General features: G+C 65.5%; 24 protein-coding genes. 15 read left to right on the top strand and 9 right to left on the bottom strand.

Going from position 1 to position 23,589, the window contains the following annotated elements; genetic code table 11:
- Positions 1 to 267 precede the first annotated feature (267 nt).
- Complete coding sequence (locus AC0IPL_RS14205) at positions 268 to 999, top strand: hypothetical protein (protein WP_474275219.1); 732 nt, start codon at positions 268 to 270, stop codon at positions 997 to 999.
- A 155-nt stretch (positions 1,000 to 1,154) separates the two neighbouring features.
- On the opposite strand, the gene rpsA is transcribed toward AC0IPL_RS14205, so the two are convergent.
- The 6 genes from rpsA to rimO form a co-directional block, all read right to left on the bottom strand.
- Positions 1,155 to 2,837: a 30S ribosomal protein S1 gene (rpsA, locus tag AC0IPL_RS14200; RefSeq protein ID WP_474275217.1), complete on the bottom strand. Its 1,683-nt coding sequence runs from the start codon at positions 2,835 to 2,837 to the stop codon at positions 1,155 to 1,157.
- Positions 2,838 to 3,038: 201 nt separating this feature from the next.
- Complete coding sequence (locus tag AC0IPL_RS14195) at positions 3,039 to 3,329, bottom strand: DUF6525 family protein (RefSeq protein ID WP_474275215.1); 291 nt, start codon at positions 3,327 to 3,329, stop codon at positions 3,039 to 3,041.
- Positions 3,322 to 4,524, bottom strand: a complete 1,203-nt coding sequence (gene zigA, locus AC0IPL_RS14190; protein WP_474275213.1) for a zinc metallochaperone GTPase ZigA — start codon at positions 4,522 to 4,524, stop codon at positions 3,322 to 3,324. The genes AC0IPL_RS14195 and zigA overlap by 8 nt, the downstream gene beginning before the upstream one ends.
- Before the next feature lie 150 nt (positions 4,525 to 4,674).
- Positions 4,675 to 7,872, bottom strand: coding sequence for a 2Fe-2S iron-sulfur cluster-binding protein (locus tag AC0IPL_RS14185; protein ID WP_474275211.1), 3,198 nt, complete (start codon positions 7,870 to 7,872; stop codon positions 4,675 to 4,677).
- Positions 7,873 to 7,907: 35 nt separating this feature from the next.
- Positions 7,908 to 8,360 (bottom strand): MarR family winged helix-turn-helix transcriptional regulator, encoded by a 453-nt coding sequence (locus tag AC0IPL_RS14180; RefSeq protein WP_474275209.1) that lies wholly within the window; start codon positions 8,358 to 8,360, stop codon positions 7,908 to 7,910.
- A gap of 127 nt (positions 8,361 to 8,487) precedes the next feature.
- Entirely contained in the window at positions 8,488 to 9,906 is a 1,419-nt protein-coding gene (gene rimO / locus AC0IPL_RS14175; RefSeq protein WP_474275207.1) for a 30S ribosomal protein S12 methylthiotransferase RimO, read from the bottom strand.
- A gap of 282 nt (positions 9,907 to 10,188) precedes the next feature.
- Between rimO and AC0IPL_RS14170 the strand changes: the two genes are divergently transcribed.
- Genes AC0IPL_RS14170 through tolA form a run of 5 tightly spaced genes read left to right on the top strand, consistent with a single transcriptional unit; the run spans position 10,189 to position 13,834 of the window.
- On the top strand, positions 10,189 to 11,241 hold the full coding sequence (locus tag AC0IPL_RS14170; RefSeq protein WP_474275205.1) for a siderophore-interacting protein: 1,053 nt from the start codon (positions 10,189 to 10,191) through the stop codon (positions 11,239 to 11,241).
- Positions 11,238 to 12,230 carry a MotA/TolQ/ExbB proton channel family protein gene (locus tag AC0IPL_RS14165; RefSeq protein ID WP_474275204.1) on the top strand — a complete coding sequence of 331 codons (993 nt, stop codon included), beginning with the start codon at positions 11,238 to 11,240 and terminating at the stop codon, positions 12,228 to 12,230. The genes AC0IPL_RS14170 and AC0IPL_RS14165 overlap by 4 nt, the downstream gene beginning before the upstream one ends.
- 5 nt (positions 12,231 to 12,235) lie before the next feature.
- Positions 12,236 to 12,613 carry an ExbD/TolR family protein gene (locus tag AC0IPL_RS14160; protein WP_474275202.1) on the top strand — a complete coding sequence of 126 codons (378 nt, stop codon included), beginning with the start codon at positions 12,236 to 12,238 and terminating at the stop codon, positions 12,611 to 12,613.
- A gap of 10 nt (positions 12,614 to 12,623) precedes the next feature.
- A complete protein-coding gene (locus AC0IPL_RS14155) occupies positions 12,624 to 13,007 on the top strand; it encodes an ExbD/TolR family protein (protein WP_474275201.1) in 384 nt (127 codons plus the stop codon).
- Complete coding sequence (gene tolA / locus AC0IPL_RS14150; RefSeq protein WP_474275200.1) at positions 13,004 to 13,834, top strand: cell envelope integrity protein TolA; 831 nt, start codon at positions 13,004 to 13,006, stop codon at positions 13,832 to 13,834. Before AC0IPL_RS14155 ends, tolA begins: the two co-directional genes overlap by 4 nt.
- Positions 13,835 to 13,943: 109 nt before the next feature.
- Here the strand turns inward: tolA and AC0IPL_RS14145 are convergent, their stop codons facing one another.
- Complete coding sequence (locus AC0IPL_RS14145; RefSeq protein ID WP_474275199.1) at positions 13,944 to 14,741, bottom strand: phytanoyl-CoA dioxygenase family protein; 798 nt, start codon at positions 14,739 to 14,741, stop codon at positions 13,944 to 13,946.
- Between the two features lie 98 nt (positions 14,742 to 14,839).
- On the opposite strand from AC0IPL_RS14145, the gene AC0IPL_RS14140 reads away from it, so the two are divergent.
- Positions 14,840 to 15,769: a LysR family transcriptional regulator gene (locus AC0IPL_RS14140; protein ID WP_474275197.1), complete on the top strand. Its 930-nt coding sequence runs from the start codon at positions 14,840 to 14,842 to the stop codon at positions 15,767 to 15,769.
- Here the strand turns inward: AC0IPL_RS14140 and irrA are convergent.
- Positions 15,734 to 16,150 carry an iron response transcriptional regulator IrrA gene (irrA, locus tag AC0IPL_RS14135; protein ID WP_474275195.1) on the bottom strand — a complete coding sequence of 139 codons (417 nt, stop codon included), beginning with the start codon at positions 16,148 to 16,150 and terminating at the stop codon, positions 15,734 to 15,736. The genes AC0IPL_RS14140 and irrA overlap by 36 nt on opposite strands.
- A gap of 216 nt (positions 16,151 to 16,366) precedes the next feature.
- Here irrA and fabA point away from each other — a divergent pair, with 216 nt between their 5' ends.
- From fabA to AC0IPL_RS14110, 5 genes are all read left to right on the top strand, one after another.
- Positions 16,367 to 16,876: a bifunctional 3-hydroxydecanoyl-ACP dehydratase/trans-2-decenoyl-ACP isomerase gene (gene fabA / locus AC0IPL_RS14130; protein WP_474275194.1), complete on the top strand. Its 510-nt coding sequence runs from the start codon at positions 16,367 to 16,369 to the stop codon at positions 16,874 to 16,876.
- A 45-nt stretch (positions 16,877 to 16,921) separates the two neighbouring features.
- The gene (gene fabB / locus AC0IPL_RS14125) at positions 16,922 to 18,151 is read left to right on the top strand and encodes a beta-ketoacyl-ACP synthase I (RefSeq protein WP_474275192.1); all 1,230 of its coding nucleotides are present in this window, start codon (positions 16,922 to 16,924) and stop codon (positions 18,149 to 18,151) included.
- A 5-nt stretch (positions 18,152 to 18,156) separates the two neighbouring features.
- Entirely contained in the window at positions 18,157 to 18,948 is a 792-nt protein-coding gene (locus AC0IPL_RS14120; RefSeq protein WP_474275191.1) for an enoyl-ACP reductase FabI, read from the top strand.
- Between the two features lie 146 nt (positions 18,949 to 19,094).
- Complete coding sequence (locus tag AC0IPL_RS14115; RefSeq protein ID WP_474275190.1) at positions 19,095 to 19,727, top strand: HD domain-containing protein; 633 nt, start codon at positions 19,095 to 19,097, stop codon at positions 19,725 to 19,727.
- Positions 19,724 to 20,341 (top strand): TetR/AcrR family transcriptional regulator, encoded by a 618-nt coding sequence (locus tag AC0IPL_RS14110; protein WP_474275188.1) that lies wholly within the window; start codon positions 19,724 to 19,726, stop codon positions 20,339 to 20,341. Before AC0IPL_RS14115 ends, AC0IPL_RS14110 begins: the two co-directional genes overlap by 4 nt.
- A 138-nt stretch (positions 20,342 to 20,479) precedes the next feature.
- On the opposite strand, the gene AC0IPL_RS14105 is transcribed toward AC0IPL_RS14110, so the two are convergent.
- Positions 20,480 to 20,908: an FKBP-type peptidyl-prolyl cis-trans isomerase gene (locus AC0IPL_RS14105; RefSeq protein ID WP_474275187.1), complete on the bottom strand. Its 429-nt coding sequence runs from the start codon at positions 20,906 to 20,908 to the stop codon at positions 20,480 to 20,482.
- A 160-nt stretch (positions 20,909 to 21,068) separates the two neighbouring features.
- Here AC0IPL_RS14105 and AC0IPL_RS14100 point away from each other — a divergent pair, with 160 nt between their 5' ends.
- The 3 genes from AC0IPL_RS14100 to AC0IPL_RS14090 are packed head-to-tail and all read left to right on the top strand — an operon-like array spanning position 21,069 to position 23,568.
- Complete coding sequence (locus AC0IPL_RS14100; protein WP_474275186.1) at positions 21,069 to 21,761, top strand: haloacid dehalogenase type II; 693 nt, start codon at positions 21,069 to 21,071, stop codon at positions 21,759 to 21,761.
- Positions 21,761 to 22,594 carry an alpha/beta fold hydrolase gene (locus AC0IPL_RS14095; RefSeq protein WP_474275184.1) on the top strand — a complete coding sequence of 278 codons (834 nt, stop codon included), beginning with the start codon at positions 21,761 to 21,763 and terminating at the stop codon, positions 22,592 to 22,594. The genes AC0IPL_RS14100 and AC0IPL_RS14095 overlap by 1 nt, the downstream gene beginning before the upstream one ends.
- The gene (locus AC0IPL_RS14090; protein ID WP_474275182.1) at positions 22,591 to 23,568 is read left to right on the top strand and encodes a threonine ammonia-lyase; all 978 of its coding nucleotides are present in this window, start codon (positions 22,591 to 22,593) and stop codon (positions 23,566 to 23,568) included. The genes AC0IPL_RS14095 and AC0IPL_RS14090 overlap by 4 nt, the downstream gene beginning before the upstream one ends.
- The last annotated feature ends 21 nt before the right edge of the window (positions 23,569 to 23,589 follow it).

Genomic DNA, 23,589 nt, shown 5'->3' with positions numbered 1-23,589 from the left:
GGGGCGGAGCGGAATTCAGGCCAGGCCCTGCCCGCCCCGAATTGTTCCTGCCAGTCCTGCATTCAAAAGAGCGTTGGTAAGGACGTCGCCAGCCCGAAATGAGCAGTCATGCTGCGCGCGCTGTGTGCGCACGTGCGGCAGGCGGCGATTGGCGTGGCGGGCAAGGCGCTTAGCTGCCCTTGAACAAAACTCCGGTTCTGGCACGAAGCTTTTCTTGCGCATACGCCGACTTTGGAACCTTTCCAGCGACATGGCCGTTTCTTGGTAATGATGTACCTCACCGCCGTCTTCGCTGGGACCTTCGCCGCGATCCACCTGTTCATCCACAAGCTGCGCTTTCTCGAAGCGGTGCCCCGCAGTCGCTGGCTCTCCGCTGCCGGTGGGGTCGCCGTTGCCTATGTTTTCCTGCACATTCTGCCCGAGCTGAGCGCGCACCGCGAAACGTTCGCTGATGGTCTGGGCCTGACCGAACAGGCGGCCGAGAGATGGGTGTACCTTGTCGCACTTGCGGGTCTGGGGGTCTTCTACGGTCTCGAACGCGCCGCCAAGGTCTCTCGCAGCCGTTCGCGCAGCACAAGCGACAGCGACGCGGTCGAAGCAAATGTGTTCTGGCTGCACATCGGTTCGTTCAGCCTTTACAACGTGCTTATCGGCTACCTGCTGCTGCATCGGGAAGAAACCGGCCTAGGGTCGCTGGTCATCTACTTCGTGGCCATGAGCCTGCACTTTGTGACGAACGATTTCGGTCTTCGAGAGGATAACAGGAACCACTATGATCGACGCGGCCGCTGGTTCCTCGCCGCCGCGGTCATGGTCGGCTGGTGTCTTGGCACGTTTATGAGCCTGTCCGAATTGGTCATCGGATTCTTCTTCGCCTTTCTGGCAGGCGGCGTCGTGCTGAATGTCCTTAAAGAAGAACTGCCCGAGGAGCGCAAAAGCCGTTTCCTGCCGTTCGCGGTCGGGCTGGGCGGCTACGCTGCAATCCTACTTCTTGTCTGATTCACCCCGGTCGCAGGATGTTGCGCGTCGCCTTCTCGTCCCGGCGAGAAGACTTGCACCGCCCGGACACCACGCTGAGCAGACAGCGCATCACACAAAAAAAGCCCCGCAGTGTCCTGCGGGGCTTTGTCTTGTCTGCCAGAAGGCCGGAACGATTACTCGTCGCCGGTCTTCAGAGCGGCGCCCAGGATGTCGCCCAGCGATGCGCCGGAATCCGAGGAACCATACTGCTCGACAGCTTCTTTTTCTTCCGCGATCTCGCGCGCCTTGATGGACAGGCCCAGGCGGCGGGTCTTGGAGTCGACGTTGGTGACGCGCACGTCGACCTTGTCGCCAACCGAGAAACGCTCAGGGCGCTGGTCGGCACGGTCACGGGCCAGGTCGGAGCGGCGGATGAAGGATTTCATGCCTTCATATTCCACTTCGATGCCACCGTCTTCGATGGCGGTCACGTTCACGGTCACGATCGAGCCGCGCTTCACGCCGCCAACCGCTTCTGCGAACTTGTCGCCACCCAGAGCTTTGATCGACAGCGAGATACGCTCTTTGTCGACGTCCACTTCGGAGACAACGGCCTGAACCACATCGCCTTTGCGGTAGTTCTGGATCGCATCTTCGCCGCGCTCGTCCCAGGACAGGTCGGACAGGTGAACCATGCCGTCGATGTCGCCTTCGAGGCCGATGAACAGACCGAATTCGGTGATGTTCTTGACTTCGCCTTCGACCTGAGTGCCCTCGGGGTTGTTCTCGGAGAACACTTCCCACGGGTTGCGCATGGTCTGCTTGAGGCCCAGGGACACGCGGCGCTTGGCACCGTCGATTTCCAGAACCATGACGTCCACTTCCTGCGAGGTGGAGACGATCTTGCCAGGGTGCACGTTCTTCTTGGTCCAGGACATCTCGGAGACGTGGACCAGACCTTCGACACCAGGCTCCAGCTCAACAAATGCACCGTAATCGGTGATGTTGGTGACGCGACCCTTGTGCACGGAGGCCAGCGGGTACTTGGCGCCAACCAGATCCCACGGATCTTCCTGCAGTTGCTTCATGCCGAGGGAGATACGGTGGGTTTCCTTGTTGATCTTGATGACCTGAACCTTGACGGTTTCGCCGATCGACAGGATCTCGGAGGGGTGGTTCACACGGCGCCATGCCATGTCGGTGACGTGCAGCAGGCCGTCAACGCCGCCCAGGTCAACAAACGCACCGTATTCGGTGATGTTCTTGACCACACCGTCGACCGCTTGGCCTTCGGACAGGTTGCCGATGACTTCGGCGCGCTGTTCGGCGCGGGACTCTTCGAGGATCGCACGGCGGGACACAACGATGTTGCCACGACGACGGTCCATTTTCAGGATCTGGAACGGCTGCTTCAGACCCATCAGCGGGCCGGCGTCGCGCACGGGGCGTACGTCAACCTGGGAGCCGGGCAGGAAGGCCACGGCGCCGCCGAGATCGACGGTGAAGCCACCCTTGACGCGGCCGAAGATCGCGCCTTCGACGCGCTGGTCGTCTGCGTAGGCTTTTTCCAGGCGGTCCCAGGCTTCTTCGCGGCGGGCCATCTCGCGGGAGATGACGGCTTCGCCACGGGCGTTTTCTGCTGCGCGCAGGTAAACCTCAACTTCGTCGCCAACTGCGATTTCGGGCGCTTCGCCGGGGTTTGCGAATTCTTTCAGATCAACGCGGCCTTCCATTTTGTAGCCGACGTCGATGATGGCCTGGCCGGCTTCGATTGCCAGCACTTTGCCTTTGACAACCGAACCTTCGTCCGGGGTGTCCATTTCGAAGCTTTCGTTCAGGAGGGCTTCGAATTCCTCCATCGATGTGTTTTGAGCCATGAGGTCTCAGGTTTCCTTTGCTAAGTTTTCCGGCCGGGCGGTTGTCTCCGCCGGTCTTGGTTAGCCAGTCCAGAACGTGGCCCGGAACATGTCCGATCAAACAAACACAAAGGGCCGAGGTAGTCCCCAGCCCTGCTCAGACATGTCACCCGGACGTTGGCCGTCCTGTCTCGACAGCGCGCGTATAAGCGGATTCCCGGCTCAGCGCAAGGGGGCAGAGGTGCGGCCCCTGTCCTGCCACACACCCGCGTCGCGCTGCAACAGCGCCTGTTCGGCGGCATCCAGCCGGGCCAGGGCCGCCGCCGGATCGCGGCTGCCGCCCGCCTTGCGCCACAGCTTGAGCGCCGAGGCCGGGCTCCAGGGCAGACAGGCGGCAGCGAGCCAGCGGCGCAGCGGCGCGGGCAACGCGTCGTAGGTTTGCATCGGGTCGCCCACCCTGCGGCGGCGGCGCAGGGTGCTGTTGAGGTTGCGCCGGGCGCGGCGGTCAGCCATTGCGCCGCCACCCCGGGAACGGGTCGTCCAGGTCTGCCCAGGCAGGATCGAGCCCTTCCGCAGTGTCGGGCATCAGACAGGCATCCAGCTGCGCGCGCAGCGCGGCCGGGTCGAGACCTGCGCCGATGAACACCAGCTCCTGACGGCGGTCGCCCCAGACCTCGTCCCAGTTGCGCAGGAATTCGCTGCGGGCCTCGGGGCGGCTGGGCCAGCGTTCGGTCGGCACCGCCGCCCACCACAGCCCCATCGGCCGCACAGAGGAGATCGCCCCGGCCAGCGAGAATTCCGCCGCCCAGTCGGGGCGGCTTGCGACCCAGAAGTGGCCCTTGGCCCGGATCACCCCGTGCAGGTCGCCGTTCAGCGCGGCATGAATCCTGGCCGGATCAAACGGGCGGCGGGCGCGGTAGACAAAGGAGGAAATGCCGTATTCCTCTGTTTCCGGGACGTGGTGCTCAAAGCCATAGAGTTCCTTGGCCCAGAGCGGGTGTTCATGGGCGCGGTCGAAATCAAACAGGCCGGTGTTGAAGATGCGACTGGCATCGACCTGCGAATGGTCGGTCTGGATGATCTCCGCATCCGGGTTCAGCGCCTTGATGACCGTGATCGCCGCCTGTGTCTGATGCGGGCCCGCGTCGGCGACCTTGTTGAGGATGATGACATTGGCAAATTCGATCTGGTCCGTCAGCAGGTTGACCAGGGTGCGGTCGTCCTCTTCGCCGAGACTTTCGCCGCGGTCGCTGAGGAAGTCATGGCTGGAGAAATCCTTGAGAAGGTTTACCGCATCGACCACCGTCACCATCGTGTCGAGCCGCGCCACATCGGACAGGCTGTTGCCCTCGGCATCGCGAAAATCGAAGGTCGCGGCCACCGGCAGCGGTTCGGCGATGCCGGTGCTTTCGATCAACAGATAGTCAAACCGCCCCTCGGCGGCGAGGCGGCGGACCTCTTGCAGCAGGTCGTCGCGCAGGGTGCAGCAAATGCAGCCGTTGGTCATCTCCACCAACTTTTCGTCCTGGCGTGACAGCGCGGTGTCGCCGCGCACCAGATCGGCGTCGATGTTCACCTCGCTCATGTCGTTGACGATGACCGCCACCCGGCGGCCCGCGCGGTTGTTCAGAACATGGTTGAGCAGCGTTGTCTTGCCCGCCCCGAGAAAGCCGGAGAGCACCGTCACCGGCAGCCTGTTGTCCGTCATGCTAGACCCTTTATGTTATATCATAACAACTCTAGCGACGCGCATAGCACCCCTGCCCGCCGCCGGCAAGCCCGTCGCCGGGATCACCCCGCCGGATGCCTCGGGCGGGGCCAAAAGTTTTCTCGATCAAGAAAATTGCGTGGCGGGTGGTTAGAGGTCCACCTCCAGCACGCCGCCCGGCTCTGCGGCGCGAGACTGGCACAGGATGATGGCGTCCTCGCGCTGCTTGTTGGATAGCACGAAATCGCGGTGTTCGGCATCGCCCGAGATCAATCCGCATTTGCAGACCCCGCAGATGCCGTCAGAACATTTCACATCGACATGAATACCCGCCTCCGCCAGCACGTCGGTGGCGGTCTTGTCGGCAGGGATCATGATCTCGCGACCCGATTTCGCCAGCTTCAGGGTGAAGTCGTGGTTTTCATACTCGGGCTGCTCCGGCACCGAGAAGTATTCCATATGGCGGTTTTCCTCCGGGAAGCCATTGTCGCGGGCGGTGTCCAGCACCGCCTGCATGTAGGCCTCCGGCCCGCAGGTGTAGACATGGCGGCCCGGCGCCCATTGCAGCACCTGCGCCAGGTCGGCGCGGGTTCCTTGATCGGAAAAATGCAGATGCACCTTGTCGGCCCATGGCACTTGCGTCAGGTCGTTCAGGAAACCGGCATTGGCCTGTTGGGAGCAGGAATAGCGGAACTCGAAATCCCGCCCCAGCGCGTGCAGACGATGCGCCATGGCGATCATCGGCGTCACCCCGATGCCGCCGCCCATCAGGTAAGTTTTCTCCGCATCCTCGTGCAGCGGGAAGTGGTTGATGGGCCTGGAGACAAAGACCATGCGGCCTTCCTCGAAGATCCGGTGCAGCAGCTTGGACCCGCCCCGACCCGCATCCTCGCGCAGCACCGCGATCTGGTATTTTGAGGTATCGGCGGGATCCCCCGACAGCGAGTACTGGCGGAAATATTCCGGCGCCACCACAACGTCGATATGCGCGCCTGCGGTGGCGGGCGGCAAAGGCGACCCATCAGGCATGGAGAATTCATACTTGGTCACCGCATCGGTCATATGTTCGACCTTGGACAGCTTCACCCGGATCACCGGCGCATCCCCCTGATCGGCGGCATAGACATGTTCAGGCGGCTGGCCTGCGGCGCGGCGACGTTTGTGTTCTTCCGCGGTTATCATGTTCTCATAGGCGGCGATCCCCGCCTCGCGGTCCATCGGCGCGGGCCAGGCATAGGGCGGCGGCGCCAACGGCGCTGGGTAGACCGCAAGCGTCTGATCCTCGTATTTCAGGTCCAGCTCCTTGGACAGTTTGCGGGCATTGACCGGGTGTTTCGACGGCAGATAGGCGCCGTCGTCCTCCATCTCCAGATCCCACCACCATTTCTTGACCGTGTTGACCTCACCGTTGCCCAGCGCATCGTCCAGTTTCGCCAGCACCGGTGCGCTGCCCGGCACGTTCATCGCGGCCCAGCGGAAGGGCGCCTCGGCAAACAGCCCCTCGAGGTTCCACGGGCAGGTTTTCATGCAGCGCCCGCACATCGCGCCACCGGGCACGGTGACCCGGTAGGTGGTGCATTTCTGACTGTCGGATTTCCAGATCTCGTAGCCGTTGAACATCAGCTTTGGTCCGGCGGTGATGGCACCGGAGGGACATTCACGGGCGCATTTGTTGCAGGCCTCGCAGAACCGTTGCAAGCCGAAGTCCACCGGTTTGTCGTGGGTCATCGGAAGGTTGGTGGTAATGGCGCCGGATTTCAGTCGCGGCCCGAGGAAGGGGTTCAGGATCACCTCGCCGATGCGCGAGACCTCCCCCAGCCCGGCCAGCAGCAGCAGGGGCGGTTGCAGCACCTCGCCGTCCATCACCGAATGGACGCGGGCGGAATAGCCCAGATTGCGGATCTGCTGGCCGATCACCCCGCCCAGCAGCGAGAACCTGAGGTAGGCGCGCATAGACTGCGCGCAGGCGATCCAGTCGTCGCCGGAGGCACCGTCCATCGTCTCGTGGCCTTGGTCGATGATGATGCTGATGGCGTTTTCGTGGTAGGGATCCAGTTTTTCGCCCGCCGCGTCATGGGAATAATAGGCCCAGTCGGGGCAGCGCGAGATGCCGACGGCATCGCAGCCCAGGAAATAGGCGGTGGCCTTGATATTGGCGGCGTTTCGAACGGCGTCCGTGGCAGAGGGATGAACCTCGGGCGCGACTTCGCCGTCTTGCAACAGCACAAAGGCGGCGAGGGAAAAGCGGAAGGCGAAGGCCGAGGAGGATTTGCGCACGTAGTTGCCGTTCTTGGCGGCCTCTTGCGGGCCTTTGCCAAGGTCACCAAACAGGGTGCGGGCGAACATGTCGGCGCGTTTGGGCACGCGGGCGACGTTGACCTCATCAATATATGTTGTCGGGTCGTCCACTCGCTTCAGGGTTTCAAACGGGTGCGGCCCATCGGCAAAGCGGCGTTTGGCAAAAGGATCGCGATTGGCGGCACTTTTGGCGTGGCGGCCAAACCCGTAACGGTATCCCAACCCCGGTTTCTGGCCCGGCACCAGCGGCAGGTCATGGGCCAGCTCCAGCGTGGTGGTGACGGCAGCGATGCCGAAGCGGTTGCCCAGAAAGGGGTTCACCAACTCGCCGTTCTCGTAGGTGGCAAGCCCCGCTTGCACCGCCAGCTGCGCCAGATGAGCATCGGTCGCAGCACCGGTATGGGCGCGGGCCTCCCAGCCCAGGAGACGGATATAGCTGGCCAGCGTCACCACGGTTTCCGCCGCGCGCAGGCAGGCGCGCTGGTCCTGCGCGTCCGCCAGCCAGTCGGTGCCGTCCTCATCCGCCGCCGGGTCGCGGGGGAATTCGTACAGGAAGACCAGCGCGTTATCATGGTTGCAGCAGCTGGCAGGCGGTGCATCCATGGTTTCGCGCAGGGTCGCCATCACCGCGTCGATGCCCGAGGCAAAGGTCTTGGTCTGCTTGCTGCGCAGCGCATCGGCCAGCGCGTCCACGTCCGGGTTGGCCAGCGGAGTGTCCAGCCAGGCCGACGGCGGCACCGCGCAGGTGCCGACGATGGACGCATCGCAGAAATAGCCAAAGGCCTTGAGATGGTCGGTGCGCTCTTGCGGGTCGGCAGGGATCTCGGCGCGGTCGCGTTTCACCGGCCCTTCGCGGGTGGCGTCCAGCATCGCCTGATAGTCGCGCATGGCGTTCACGATCGACAGCGGGGCATCCGCGCGGCGGAAACGGGTCTGCGGCAGCACAGGTATGGCATCCAGCGCAGAGGCCGACGCCTGCCGGGCCAGGGTTTCCATCGGGTAGGCACCCAGATGCACCGGGCGATTACGGTAGGAAAACAGTTTGCCCATGGTTCTTCCTTGCGGTTCGGTCGCTGGGGGAGCGGTTAGAGTTTGGAGACGATGCGCGGCTCGTCCCGCAGCAGTTTGACAGCGGTGGCGCGCAGCTGGTGCAGTTCCTGCGCGGTCAGCTTGGCCTCGAAATGGGCGGCGTTCTCTGCCGCGATCGGCAGCACCGCCTCCAGCGCCTGTCGGCCACGGGGGCGCAGGGTGACGTGGATCGAGCGCCCGTCGCCCTGTCCGCTTCCGCGGGTGATGAAATCGCGCTCTTCCATCTTTCGCAGGGTGCGCGAGGTGGCGGTGCGGTCGATGCCGATGAAGTCTGCGATCTCGGACGGGCTGTGCAGCCCCTCCTGCCCGGCCGCCAGCAAGACGCACCACATCGGGCGGGTCAGCCCGTATTCCGCGATGCGCTGTTCAAAGCGACGTTCGATCACCCGCGCCAGCATGGTGATCTGATAGCCCAGTGAGCTGTGGAGTTGGAAACGGTCATCTGTCATGATGATTGACACTGTCAACTATTTCACCGTGAAACGCCAGAAAAATCTCCGCCCCCTGATGCCAATGCAAAACCGGCCCACACGGGGCGGGCCGGTTCAGTCAAATTAACGGGGTCGGCGCTGCCGGTCAGCTGGCGCGCGCGCCCCAGAGATCATATTCGCCAGCTTCGTCCACGATGACATTGACCAGATCACCGGGGTTCAGCCCCTCGGTGCCCTCATCAATGAACAGGTTGCCGTCGATCTCCGGCGCGTCTGCCTTGGTGCGGCAGGTGGCGATGCCGTCCGCGTCGATGTCATCCACGATCACCTGCATGGTCTGGCCCACTTTGACCGCCAGCTTGGCCTCGGAGATCGCCTGCGCCTTCTCCATGAAGCGTTCCCAGCGCTCCTGCTTGACCTCCTCCGGCACGTGGTCCGGCAGATCGTTGGAGCGCGCGCCATCGACGTTTTCGTATTTGAAGCAGCCGACGCGGTCGAGCTGCGCCTCGTCCATCCAGTCAAGCAGGTGCTGGAACTCGGCCTCGCTCTCGCCGGGGTAGCCGACGATGAAGGTGGAGCGCAGGGTGATGTCCGGGCAGGTCTCGCGCCAGGCGCGGATCTCGTCCAGCGTCTTGGCCGCCGCCGCAGGCCGCGCCATGCGGCGCAAAACGTCCGGGTGGGCGTGCTGGAAGGGAATGTCCAGATAGGGCAGCAGAGCGTTGTCCGGGTCCGCCATCAACGGGATCAGCTCGCGTACATGGGGGTACGGGTAAACATAGTGAAGCCGCACCCACAGGTCCTCCGCCGGGGCCAGACGGCCCAGTTCGCGGCTGAGATCCTGAATGTGGCTGCGCACCTCTTCGCCCCGCCACGGATGGGTCGAATACTTGCGGTCCAGCCCATAGGCCGAGGTATCCTGCGAAATCACCAGGAGTTCGCGAACGCCGGCCTCGACAAGCTTCTCCGCCTCGCGCAGCACCGCGTGAACCGGGCGCGAGGCCAGCTTGCCGCGCATGTCGGGGATGATGCAGAACTTGCACTTGTGGTTGCAGCCCTCGGAGATCTTCAGATAGCTGAAATGCCGCGGGGTCAGCTTCACCCCCGCCGCAGGCAGCAAGTCCACGTAAGGGTTCGGGCTGGGCGGCACCGCGGAATGCACCGCGTCCAGCACCTGTTCATACTGGTGCGGGCCGGTGACCGCATGAATGCGCGGGTGGTGCTCGCGGATATAGTCCGGCTCAGCGCCCAGGCAGCCGGTGACGATCACCTTGCCGTTTTCCTTCAGCGCCTCGCCGATCGCCTCCAGGCTTTCGGCCTTGGCGCTGTCGAGGAAGCCGCAAGTGTTGACGATCACCGCATCGGCGCCGGCATAGTCGGGCGAGATCCCATAGCCCTCGGCGCGCAGGCGGGTCAGGATACGTTCGCTGTCCACCAGCGCCTTGGGGCAGCCGAGCGAGACCATGCCGAGCGTCGGCTGGTCATCACGCGGGGCATCCCGGAACTGCGGCTGCGGTGCAATATCGGGGCGGAGGCTGGGCGGGTTGCTGGGCGCATCACTGGTCATGCGCGCGCATATACCGCGCGGCGCGGGGTTTGGGAACGACAGAATGCCGCGCGGCGCGGATTGAGCGGCCCGACGCCGCGCGACAAGTTTCTTGACAAAAGAACTTGGTTATTTTAGGCGCAGCGATGCGCCATCAGGCGCGTCTCCAGCTACGGCCCCGGCGTATAGATCCCGCCGCCGTGCCCAGCCACGCACAATCGAACAGCTGTCAGGACACCCCGGAACCGGCACCGCCGCGCGAGGACGATCCTGCGGCATTGCTGGCATCAGGGAAGGCCCGAGATGACGATCAATCCGACATTCACGATGGACTCCCGTGCGGTGCTGGCCGGGTTGGATTTTGCCGACCTGGCCGGTGGCATGCGGGCGCAGGCGCAGAGCTACGGGCTGGACCTTCCAGAGGACACCGCCGCTCGGCTGGTTGTCGAGGTGCGCGATTTTGGATGCATGCAGGCCGAAGCACAGCCCGGCGGCAGCACAATCCGGTTGCGCGCCGCCCTGCCCGACCGGCTACAGATGTTGCAGGACAGTTTCGTCGCGCAGCTGCGCGACCTGCACCCGCAGGCCGCCGACGCTCTGCGCTGGCAGGGCGGCGAGGCAGCGGGCGCGCTGCCGCCGAACGTGCATTTCACCACCGTCCAGTCGGTCACGCCACTGGGGCGCAGCTTTGTGCGTGTGCAGGTTCAGGGCGGCGACCTCAGCGGCTTTCAGGATGATGCCATCCATTTCCGGCTGCTGCTCCCGCCCACGGGCGCTGCGGCGCCGGAGTGGCCGTGGCTGGGCGAAAACGGTGCCACGATCTGGCCCAAGGGTGACGCAGCGTTGCACCGGCCGGTCTATACCACCCGCCGGATCTGTCATCGCACCGGCGAGATGGAGTTCGACCTTTTTGTGCACGAGGGTGGCCGCGCCACCGCCTGGGCGCGCAGTGCCAAGCCCGGCGACCGGCTGGCCATTGCCGGACCGGGCGGCGGCGGCATACCCGCAGCGCGCAAGCTTTTGATCTATGGGGATGAAACCGCCCTGCCCGCGATCGCCCGCACTCTGGACAGCCTGCCCGCCGATGCCTGCGGCGCGGCGACTGTGCTGGCCGATGGCGGCGCGGCGTGCGGCTATCCGCTCAGCACCCCGGCGGGCATGACCCTCCGCTGGCTGGACCGGCGCGAGGGCGATGCGCTGGCCGCACGGGCGCTGGCGGCCTGGCCCCTAAATCGCGACCATTTCCTGTGGTTTGCCGCCGAAAAGTCGCAAGCACAGCAGCTGCGCAAGGCGGTCAAGGACGTGCAGGCCGACCCTGGCACCACCTATATTGCAGCCTATTGGAGCAAGTCATGACCCTTCGTTTCTCCGCAGCACTTGCAGCGCTGTTGATGAGCCCCCCTGCCCTGCTGGCACAGGACGCCCCCGCCACACCGCCGGTCCCCTTCATCGCGCTGGACGCGCCGGGCAGCGAGGGTCTTTTGCCCGGTGACGGCTCCGGCGCACCGGCTGTGGCGCCGCTGATCCCGGCGGCAACGGACGCACCGCCCGCCGCCCCCGCATCGCCGCAGGCGACGGTGCCAGTCGATGCGCCAGTCCAGCAGGAGGCTGCGACAGACAGCCCGGCGACGACAGCGCCCGCGCCTGCCCCAGCGCCTGCGCCCCTGTCCCGGCAGGAGGAACTGGCGGCGATGGCCCGCGATGCCTCTGCCAAGGCGGTGACTTTCCTGCGCGACGGCGGCCCGTCGATCTGGGCGATTGCGGCGCTCTCGGTGACCACCCTGGCGCTGATCCTGTGGAAGATCTGGCGGCTGGCGCTGATCGGCGCCTGGTCGCGCGGCAAGGCGGGCCGGGCCGTCGACGCCTATGAACGCGGCGAGGCCGAGGCTGCGCTGGCCATCGTCCAGGGCCGCCGCGGCATCCGCTCGCGCGTTGTCGCCGCCGCGCTGACCGCCAGCGCGACTTTGCCGGAGGACCGTGCCCGCGAGGAGACCGCGCGGGTGGCCAAGCTGCATCTGGCCAGTGCCAGCACCGGTCTGGGGGCGCTGGAGCTGATCGCAACGATCGCGCCGCTGCTGGGCCTTTTGGGCACGGTTCTGGGCATGATCGCCGCCTTTCAGGCGTTGCAGGCGGCCGGGTCCAAGGCCGACCCGGCGCTGCTGGCCGGTGGCATCTGGGAAGCGCTGCTGACCACGGCGGCCGGCATGGCCGTGGCGATCCCCGCCTCGGCGGCGCTGACCTGGTTCGAGGCGGTGATCGCCCGCATCCGTCGCGACGTTGAGGACAGCGCCACAAGGATCTTCGTGGCGCCGGAACCGCAGCAACTGAAACTGGCCGCCGAGTAACCCGGATGGAGTTCACCCAAGCCCACAAGCCCCGGCGCAAGCCCAGCCTGACACCGATGATTGACGTGGTGTTCCTGCTGCTGGTCTTTTTCATGCTGGCGTCGCGCTTTGGCACGGACGCGGTGCTGCAGCTGCCGCTTGCGGGCAAGGGCGGCACCTATGACGGGCCGCCGCGGCTGATCGGCATCGGCGCAAACAACCTGGATGTGAACGGCGTGCCCGTGGCCGACAGCAACCTGACGCAGGCGCTGGCACCGCTGACGAAAACTTCCACCGACATGCTGATCCTGCGCGGCCGGGACGGTGCCAACCTGCAACGGATAACAGAGGTCACCGCGCTGCTGCGGCAGGCGGGGTTTACCAACGTCGTACTGGTGGAATGAGGAGCAGCAGATGGATCTGACCGACCCGCCCCGCCGCCCCCGCGGGGAAAGCATCGTGCCGATGATCAACGTGGTGTTCCTGCTGTTGATCTTCTTCCTGATGACCTCACGTCTGGCTGAACCGGAACCGTTCGAGGTCACCCCGCCCGATGCAGCGCTGGACGGCGAACCCGAGGCAGAGCCGGTGCTGTTCATCAGCGCCGACGGCAGGCTGCACTACGGCGGCAACGACGGCGATGCGGCGCTGGCCGCGCTGGCCGCAGCCAGTGCCGACAGCCCGGTGGTGCAGCTGCGCGCCGACGCCCGGTTGGAGGCCAGCGCCCTGGCCGCCATCCTGCGTCAACTGGCCGAGGCGGGCCTCAGCCATGCGGAACTGGTGGTGCGGCAGCCATGAAACGCACCGCGGAACTCATTGTCTTTGCCGCGCTTGCCGGGGTGATCCATGTGGCGCTGTTCAGCAGCGCCCCGGACAGCGGTGCCAAATCCAGCGGTTCGGGCGGAGAGGCCATGGTCTCGATCCAGGCCGCGCCGGAGACGATCGCCAATATGGTGGACGCCTGGGAGCGCCCACCCGAAACCCAGCCGCAGCTGGAAACCGAAATGGCGGAGCCGCTGCCCCGGGCCCGCACACCGGTACTGCCACAGTTCGAGCTGGCACGAACACCCCGCGCGGCGGCACTGATCGCCCTGAGCGAACCGCAGCGGAGCGCGGCTCCGCAGGTCGACACCGCCCCACCACCGCCGCCGCCGCCAAAGCCCCAGCCCAAGCCGGACCCAAAGCCCGCCCCCAAACCGACCCCCAAGCCGCAGCCGCGTCCGCAAAAGGCGCAGAACGCCGCGGAGACCTCTGCCGGGCGCGCGGAGCAGAAGGCCGCCGGTTCCGGCGGCGGCGCACAGGCAGGGCAGGCAGGCGGCGCTCAGGCGGCGACGGCCGATGCCGGACGCCAGGCCAAGCTGCAAAACGTCTGGGGCGCCAAGATCCGTGCCAGGGTGGCCCGGCGCACGCCGCGCGGCAAGGGGACCGGCAAGGTCGTGGTCCATCTGACCGTGGCCCGCAGCGGCCAGCTGCTGGGCAGCCGCATCGCGCGATCCTCCGGCGATGCGACACTGGATCAGGCCGCGCTCTCGGCGGTGAAACGGGCCGGACGCTTCCCGGCCGCGCCAAAACAGCTGAAACTGGCACAGATGAGCTTCAACCTGCCGATCCAGTTCAGCCGATGACTCCAGAAGGGCGCGCCCGGCCCTGCCTTTTGCCAAAAGCTTTCTGGAGGTGAAGGCCGGACGGCCTGAGGGGGCAACGCCCCCTCCCGCCCCTTGCGTCCCCGACGCGTCAGCGCTGCAACAGAACCGGGAACCAATCCTCACGCAGACGCTGGCCGGGCTGCATGTCATGGCCCGGAAATGGCGGCGAGGTCGGGCCCGGACGCTCCACGTAGCGGGCGTCGTCCCCCACCAGCCGCAATGAGAACGCCCGGCGGCGGGTGCTGCTGGTGTTGCCGCGCGCGCCATGCAGCGTGCGGTAGTTAAAGGCCACCGCATCGCCCGGCTGCATCGCGTATTCCAGCACCGTCATGCCCTCAGCGTCGGGGTCCGGCACCGCCATGTACTGGCCCTCATCCGGGAAGAAATCCGCTTGTGATGTCCAGCGGGTGGGCAGCACCTCCTTCTCCCACCTGTGAGAGCCGGCCACGCAGCGCAGGGTGGCGTCGGTGACCACATCCAGCGGCGACCAGAAGCTGACGGTCTGCCGCCCCTCGACGAAGTAATACGGCCCGTCCTGGTGCCACGGAGTCGCCATCGAGGTGCCGGGTTCCTTGACCAGCACGTGGTCATGGAACATCTGCACCGATGTGGATTGCATCAGGTCGGCGGCGACCTCGGCCACCGGCGATTGCGCGATCGCCTGCTGGAATTCCGGGATCCGGGTCCAGTTGCAGTAGTCGTCAAAAAACCGTCCGGTGTGGCCTGCCTTTTCGTTGTTTGAGGCATAGGGGCCAGGCGTCTTCATGTTGGCGGCAACGCCGGCGCGCAACAGGTCGACCTGATCGGCAAACAGACCGCGGATCAGCACGGCGCCGTCGCGCTGAAACCCTTCGACGTGTTCCGGGGTGATGAGGGGGTGAACCATGGCTGTCTCCGCTGGTGATTGGGCATAAGTGATGCCTCTACTTGCCGCGCCCATAGACATAGTTTCAAATCATATCTGATTAAGATACCCTTCGGCACATGTTATATCTAACCCTGCGCCATTACGAATATGTCTGCGCGGTGGCCCACCACGGCAGCCTGTCGGCGGCCGCCGAGGCGCTGCACGTCAGCCAGCCGGCGCTGTCGGCGGCGCTGGCGCGGATTGAGGCGCATCTGGGCCACAGCCTGTTCCTGCGCCGCCGCGGCGCGGCGCTGGCGGTGACGCCGCAAGGCCAACGGTTCGCGCAGCGGGCCGCCCAGCTGCTGGAGCAGGCTGCACGGCTGGAGGACCCCGGCGCGGTGGCGGCGCAGCAGCGGCTGGTGTTGCTGTGTTTTTCCGATCTGGCGCCGTTTCTGCTGGCCCCGGCGCTGAAGGCGCTACGCCATGCCCTGCCAGATGTGGAGATCCGCCACCGCAGCTGCGCATTCCAGCCGCTGATCGCGGCGATGACGGCCGGCGAGGCGGATCTGGCCATCACCTATGACCTGGGTCTCGACGCTAGCTTCAGCCGCAGCGAGCTGGACCGGCTGAGCCCACATGCGCTGGTGCCGCCGCAGCATCCGTTGGCGGCAAGGCCCAGCCTGACACTGGCAGAGCTGGCGGTTCAACCGCTGGTGCTGTCACAGGAAGGCCTGTCGGTGCAGCATATGCTGGGATTGTTCCGGGCGCAGGGGCTGGTGCCGCGCATCGCCCACAGAGCCGATACGCTGGAGCTGCTGCGCAGCCTTGCCGCCAATGACGAAGGCGTCGGTATCAGCTACAGCCTGCCACCGGGCGGCATCAGCTATGACGCAAAACCGTTGCGCGCGGTGCCGGTCCGCGACCCGGAGGCGCAGGAACCGGTGATTCTGGCCGCCCACGCACCGTTGCCAAAAGGGTCCCTGACCGAAACGGCGCATGACATTCTGTGCCAGGCGCTGAGCCGCGGGCGCTCAGACCTTGCGCAGGCGGATCACCACATCGACTGAGGCGATCTCCATACCCTCGGGTGCCTCAGGCAGCTTCTTGATGACCAGCTGCTGGGCGGGCGCATCGCTGACGCGGCCCTCATCCTCCCAGAAAAAATGCGGGTGGTCGTGGGTGTTGGTGTCGAAATAGCTCTTGGAGCCGTCCAGCGGAATTTCCTGCAAGACACCCGCATCGCAGAAGGCGCGCAGCGTGTTGTAGACGGTGGCCAGTGACACCGCCGCGCCTTTTTTCTGGGCGCTTTCAAACAGGCTTTCGGCGGTGATGTGGCGGTGCTTGCCGTCCCCCACCAGCAGTTCAGCCAACGCCACCCGCTGCCGGGTGGGGCGCAGCCCGGCGTCGGTCAGCCAGCGTGTGGCCACTTCTTCGCTGTTTGGCGTCATGAGCAGTTCCTGCATCGCGTTGCTGACCGTATATATAGGAGCACCTTTGGGGGGATTTCAAATGAAATTCATTTGCAGCTCCGCGTCGTTTTCCGGCCCGCCTGTGGCAGATTGAGCGCAGGAAGTGACGTGGGGTCCCCTTGCAGGACCCTGAGGCCGGGTGCTACAGGGGGCCAGATATAAATACCAGACCCAAATGGCGAGAGAGAGTTCCGGATGGCCGATTACCCCAGCAGTTTTGACAAGGAAGATTTGCTAAAATGCGCACGGGGAGAGCTGTTCGGGCCGGGCAACGCCCAGCTGCCGGCGCCGCCGATGCTGATGATGGACCGCATCACCGAGATTTCCGGCGATGGCGGTGAGCATGGCAAGGGCCATGTGATCGCCGAGTTCGACATCACCCCGGACCTGTGGTTCTTTGACTGCCACTTCCCCGGCAATCCGATCATGCCGGGCTGCCTCGGGCTCGATGGTCTGTGGCAGTTGACCGGCTTTAACCTGGGCTGGCGTGGCTGGCAGGGCCGCGGCTATGCGCTGGGTGTGGGTGAGGTGAAACTCACCGGCATGGTGCGCCCGGACCGCAAGATGCTGACCTACCGCATCAATTTCACCAAGGCCCTTCAGACCCGCCGTCTGACAATGGGCGTTGCCGATGGCATCGTCGAGGCCGATGGTGACGTGATTTACCAGGTCAAGGACATGAAGGTGGCCCTGTCCGAAAGCTGAGCCGCTTTCGCACGAGACCAACCGCAGAGAAACAGGAGTACGCTAATGCGCCGCGTCGTCGTCACCGGATTGGGGATCGTCTCCTCCATCGGGAACAATGCCGAAGAAGTCACCGCCTCGCTGAAAGCGGGCAAATCCGGCATCGTCGCCAGCCCCGAGATGACCGAACATGGGTTCCGCAGCCAGGTCGCGGGCACGCTCAAGATCGACGTGGCCGAGCACGTGGACAAGCGCACCCTGCGCTTCATGGGGGCCGGTGCCGCCTATGCCCATATCGCCATGAGCCAGGCAATCGCCGACGCGGGCCTGAGCGACGATCAGGTCATGAATGAGCGCACTGGCCTGGTGGCAGGGTCCGGCGGCCCGTCGACCAGCGCGATGCTGGCCGCGCATCAGGTGGTGCTGAAAACCGGTGCCACCAAGCGTATTGGGCCCTTCGCGGTGCCGAAATGCATGTCCTCGACGATTTCGGCCAACCTGGCGACCGCCTTCAAGATCAAGGGCATCAACTACTCGATCACCTCGGCCTGTTCGACCTCGCTGCACTGCATCGGCAACGCGGCGGAGCAGATTATGATGGGCAAGCAGGACGTGATGTTCGCCGGCGGCGGCGAAGAGCTGGACTGGACGCTGTCCTGCCTGTTCGACGCCATGGGCGCGATGTCCTCCAAGTACAACGACACGCCCGAGAAAGCCTCGCGCGCCTTCGATCAGGACCGCGACGGTTTCGTGATTTCGGGCGGCGGCGGCATCGTGGTGCTGGAAGATCTGGAGCACGCGCTGGCGCGTGGCGCGAAGATCTATGCCGAGGTGACCGGCTTTGCCGCGACCTCCGACGGGCATGACATGGTGGCCCCGTCAGGCGAGGGCGGCGAGCGGGCGATGCGGCTGGCGCTACAGTCCCTGCCCGAGGGCCGCAAGGTCGATTACATCAATGCGCATGGCACCTCGACCCCCGTGGGTGACGTGGGCGAAGTCGAGGCCGCACGCCGGGTATTTGGTGACGGAAAAGTGCCGCCGATCTCCTCGACCAAGTCGATGACCGGCCACGCCCAGGGTGCCGCCGGCGCGCTGGAGGCGATCTTCTGCCTGTTGATGCTGGACAAGGATTTCATCACCCCGTCGATCAATGTCGACACCCTCGCCGAAGGCATCCAGCCGGGCGAGATCGCCACCGATCTGGTGGAAAACGCCGGACTGGATTCGGTGATGACCAACAGCTTCGGGTTTGGCGGCACCAATGGCTCCATGGTCCTGAGCAAGTACAAGGAATAAGCAAGATGGCAGGACAGCTGAGCGGCAAGCGCGGGTTGGTCATGGGTGTGGCCAACGAACGCTCGATTGCCTGGGGCATTGCCAAGGCGATGGCCGATGCCGGTGCCGAACTGGCCTTTACCTATCAGGGAGAGGCCTTTGGCAAGCGGCTGGAACCGCTGGCCGCCAGTGTTGGCTCGGACTTCATGGTCGACGTGGACGTGACCGATGACGCGTCGCTGGATGCGGCCTTTGACCAGCTGGGCGCGCGATGGCCGACGATTGATTTCGCGGTCCATGCGATTGCCTATTCCGACAAGACAGAACTGACCGGCCGGTTCATCAACACCAGCCGGGCCAACTTCAAGAACTCGATGGACATCTCCGCCTATTCCTTCATCGAGGTGGCGCGCCGCGCCTATCCGATGATGCAGGAAAACGGCGGCACCCTGCTGACGCTGACCTATGGCGGCTCCAACCGGGTGACGCCGAACTACAACGTGATGGGCGTCGCCAAGGCGGCATTGGAAGCCGCAACGCGCTATCTGGCCAACGATCTGGGCCCGGATGGCATCCGGGTGAATGCGATCTCCCCCGGTCCGATGAAAACGCTGGCAGGGGCTGCCATTGGTGGTGCGCGCAAGACCTACAAGCACACCGAGCAGAATGCGCCGCTGCGCTCCAACGCAACGCTTGAGGCGGTGGGCGGCACCGCGGTTTACCTGGCCTCGGACGCCGGCGCCTACACCACCGGTGAAATCATTCGGGTGGACGGAGGTTTTCACGTTTTGGGGATGCCTCAGCAGGATCACCTGTAAACCTCTGCTGTCAGTCGCGACGAAGCCAAGGCGCCCCTCGGGGCGCCTTTTCTTTTACGCCCGCTCCTGCTGCGCGTTGCCGTCGCTTCTATTTATATATCGAGTCGCATGAAAACAAAGGAACGCCACTTCAGCAGGAATTCGACATGCGTCTCAGTGATCACATCACCATTCCCGACACCGCGCTTTGCACCGCCGCCGCCGAGATGGCGCGCATGGCGAGCCAGCCGTTCCTCTACAACCATGTGTGCCGCACCTATGCCTTTGGCGTGTTGGCCGCGCGCCAGTCGGGGCTGCGCTATGATCCGGAACTGTTCTACGTTGCCGCCATGCTGCATGATCTGGGCCTGACAGAGGCGCATCAGGGTGACGACCGTTTCGAGGTTGATGGCGCCGAGGCGGCGGCGGCGTTCCTGGCGCGCCAGAACGTCGAGCAGTCCCGCATTGACCGGGTCTGGGACGCGATTGCGCTGCACACGACCTTCTCGATTCCGCAGAAGAAGTCGCCGGAGGCGGCGCTGGTGCAGATCGGCGCCGGGGTGGATGTTGGCGTGCTGCCGCACGACCAGATCACGCCAGAGGTGATGGAGCAGCTGCTTGACGCCTACCCGCGTCTGGGGTTCAAACGGGCCATGGAAGACGCTCTGAGCCGGGTCTATACCCGCAAACCAATGACCGCGCTGCACAATTTCGGCACCGACATCGCCCAGCGCAACGTGCCCGGCTTTGCGGTGCCGCATTTCTGCGACATGCTGCACGGCGCGGATTTTGCCGAATGAGCCGCGGCCGCGGGCGGCCGCGCCAATTCGACGAGACCGCGGTGCGAGAGGCGATTGTCGACTGTTTCCGCAGCAAGGGATTTGCTGCAACCTCTCTGGACGACCTGGCGCGGGCTACGGGGCTGGTGCGGCTCAGCCTCTATGCCGCCTTTGGCAGCAAGGAGCAGATGTTCCTGGGCGCGATGGATGATTTTGCGGCGCGCATCCTCCGGCGGCTGGAGGCGGAGCCGCCTGCCACCCCCAGCCCCGCGGCGGCGCTGAAGTCCTTGTTCGAGGCCGCACTGGAGGTCTACCTTGATGGGGATGGTACCCTTGGCTGTCTGGTGTTCACCACCGCAACGGCGGACGCCCCGACGCACCCTGAGATCCGGGCTCGGCTGTTCGATCAGATCGTTGCGAACGATGCCCTGTTCCAGCGCGTGCTGGCGCGGCATGCACCGCAAGCCACGCCAAGGGTACTTGAGGTGGCGTCCGGGCTGGCGGCGGCAACGCTGCATTCGCTGGGCATTCGGGCGCGCGCCGGCGCTGACCGGGCGCGCCTGCTGCACCTTGCCGCCAGCAGCGCCGCCGGTGTAGCCGCGCTGCTGACACTGCCACCGGAGACCGTCGACTGACCGCGCTGTGCGGGGCGCCAGCGCCAAGCACAAAGGCCCGCCGCCGCAGGCGGCGCCGGGCCCAACCGATGAGGATGCGATCCTACGGATTGCACCGCAGTGGGCGGGAGCGCCCCAGCCGCCGCGGCGCGCTGCGGATCAGTTCACCGAAACCAGTTCGACGTCGAACACGAGGTCCTTGCCCGCCAGGAAGTGGTTGGCATCCAGCGTCACGGTCTCGTCGCTCACATCAACCACGGTTACCGGCAGCACGTGGCCTTCGGGGCTTTGCATCTGCAACTGTGTGCCCAGCTCCAGCGGGATGTCGGCAGGAATGCCTTCGCGGGGGATTTCCTGGCGCGCTTCCGGGTTTACCGGCCCGTAGCCATCGGCGCAGGCAATTTCCAGCGTCTTCTTGTCACCCACCGACATGCCGGCCAGTCCGGCATCCATGCCGGCGATCACCTGCCCGCTGCCAACGGTGAACTCCAGCGGGTCGCGCCCCTCGGAGCTGTCAAAGACGGTGCCGTCCGTCAGCTTGCCGGTGTAATGGATGCGCACTGTGTCGCCGTTCTTGACCTCGGTCATGGGATCTCCTGTCCAGGTGAGGGGTATCAAAGCCGGGCAGCCTAAAGGCTGTGCCCCTGATGTAAACCCGTATCCGGTACAATTATCCGCTTTGCCCCGTTGCGCGCTTCGTGCCACTGTCGCCGCGACCCATCGAGCGGCAACCATCGCGGAGGATTTCATGCCAATCACAACCTGCGTCTTTGACGCCTACGGAACCCTGTTCGATGTCACTGCCGCCGCCCGGATGGCCGCCGCAGAGCCTGCGTTTGCGCGGCTTCAGGACCGCTGGTCCGAGCTGGCCCAGCACTGGCGGCAAAAGCAGCTGCAATACACCTGGCTGCGGGCGATCACCGAGGCCCATGCGGATTTCTGGCAAGTTACGCAGGAGGGGCTGGACTGGGCGCTGGAGGCCACCGGCCTTGCCGGGGATGATGCGCTGCGCCAGCGGCTGCTGGATCTGTACTGGCAGTTGCAGGCCTACCCCGAGGTGCCGGCCATGCTGCGCGCGCTCAAGGACGCAGGCCTGAACACCGCAATCCTGTCCAACGGCTCGCCTGCGATGCTGGATGGCGCGGTGCAGTCGGCGGGGCTGGCGGAGGTGCTGGATGACGTGTTGTCGGTCGAAAGCGTCGGCGTGTTCAAACCCGACGCCCGCGTCTATGATCTGGTCGGCCAGCGCTTTGGTTGCGCGCGCAACGAGGTGCTGTTTGTCTCCTCCAACGGTTGGGATGCCGCCGGTGCGTCCGGCTATGGGTTTGTCACTGCCTGGGTGAACCGCGCCGGGGAACCGGTGGACCGCCTGCCCTGGACACCGGCGCATGAGCTGTCGGATCTGACCGCCATTCCCGATCTGGCGCGGGGCCAGGGGTGATGCCGCATTTTGACACCTCCGACGGGCTGCGCCTGCATTACACCGACACCGGCGGCACCGGGTTGCCGCTGCTGTGCCTTGCCGGGCTGACCCGCGACAGTCGCGATTTTCGCTATTTCGCGCCCCATGCCACGCCGTATCGGATGCTCACGCTGGATGCCCGCGGCCGCGGCCAGTCGGCGCGCGATGCGGATTTCATGAATTACAACGTGCTGCGCGAGGCGCAGGACGCGGTGGAGCTGCTGGACCATCTGGATCTGGCGCAGGTCGCCATTCTGGGCACCTCGCGCGGGGGGCTGGTGGCAATGACGCTGGCGGCGACCGCCCGCGACCGGCTGTCGGCCGTGATCCTGAACGACATCGGCCCCGAAATCCCGGCGGGGGGGCTTGGCAGGATCATGGACTATGTCGGCCATAGACCGACGGCCAGAACCCACGCTGACGCCGCGGCGGCGCTTCAGGCCATGATGGCCCCGGCGTTTCCCGATGTGCCGCACACACGCTGGCGCGAGGAAGCGGAGGCGTTCTACGACCAAGCGCCGGACGGGTTGCAGCTGCGCTATGATCCGCGCTTGCGCGACTCCCTTCTGGCCCAGGCCGAGGCCGGGCCGCAGCCGGATCTGTGGCCGCTGTTCCTGGCGCTGGACGGGCTGCCCTGCGGCGTGATCCGCGGCGAACACTCCGACATCCTCAGCCACGCCACCTATACCCAGATGCAGGGCCGCCTGCCCGGCTTGCAGGCGGCGGAGATCGCGAACCGCGGCCATGTGCCCTTTCTCGACGAGCCAGAGGCGCTCGACCTCATCCATTCCGTGCTGGAGCAAGCCCAATGACCTCAATCACCATGATCGAAGCCGCCGCCGAGCGGTTGCACGGCCATGCTCGTGTGACGCCGCTGCTGTCCTCGCCGTTCCTCGATGAGATCGCCGGGCGGCGGGTGCTGGTCAAGGCGGAATGCCTGCAGCACACCGGTTCCTTCAAGTTCCGCGGCGGCTGGGCGGCGGTCTCGGCACTGCCGCAGGCGGCCCTGGCGCGCGGGGTGATCGCCTATTCCAGCGGCAACCACGCGCAGGGCGTGGCGGCGGCGGCGCGCGCCCATAGCACGCCTGCGGTGATCGTGATGCCCGCAGACGCACCCAAGCTGAAGATCGCCAACACCCGCGCCCTGGGGGCGGAGGTGGTGCTATATGACCGCGCCGGTGGCGAAAGCCGCGAGGCCGTCGGCGCCCAGCATGCCGAGGCGCGCGGGCTGACCCTCATCAAACCCTATGACGAGCCTGAGGTGATTGCGGGTCAGGGCACCTGCGGACTGGAGATCGCCGCGCAGGCAGCCGAGGCAGGCGTCTCGGCCGGCGACGTGCTGGTGAACTGCGGCGGCGGCGGGCTCACCTCGGGCATCGCGCTGGCGCTGGCGGCGCGCGCGCCGGGCTTGCGCGTGCGCCCGGTGGAGCCGGAGGGGTTCGACGATGTGACCCGCTCGCTGGCGGCGGGAGAGATCTGCAGCAATTCCACGCAGTCGGGGTCGATCTGTGATGCAATCCTGACGCCTGCGCCGGGCAAGCTCACCTTTCGGATTTTGCGGCAGCACTGCGGCGCGGGCATCGTCATCACCGAGGATCAGGCGATGCAGGCCATGGCATTGGCGTTCCTGCGGCTGAAGGTCGTGCTGGAACCGGGCGGCGCGGCCTCGCTGGCGGCGGCGCTGTTTCACGGCGATGCCGTCAGCGGCGATGCGGTGATCGCGGTGGCCACCGGTGGCAATGTCGATCCGGAGCTGTTTTGTGCCGCGCTGGCGCGGTATGGTTGACACCTGACCAGGAGGATCGCA

The organism is Leisingera sp. SA32, assembly GCF_056033425.1.
Note: the sequence above shows the minus strand (reverse complement) of the source record. Positions and strands in the feature narration are given on the sequence as shown.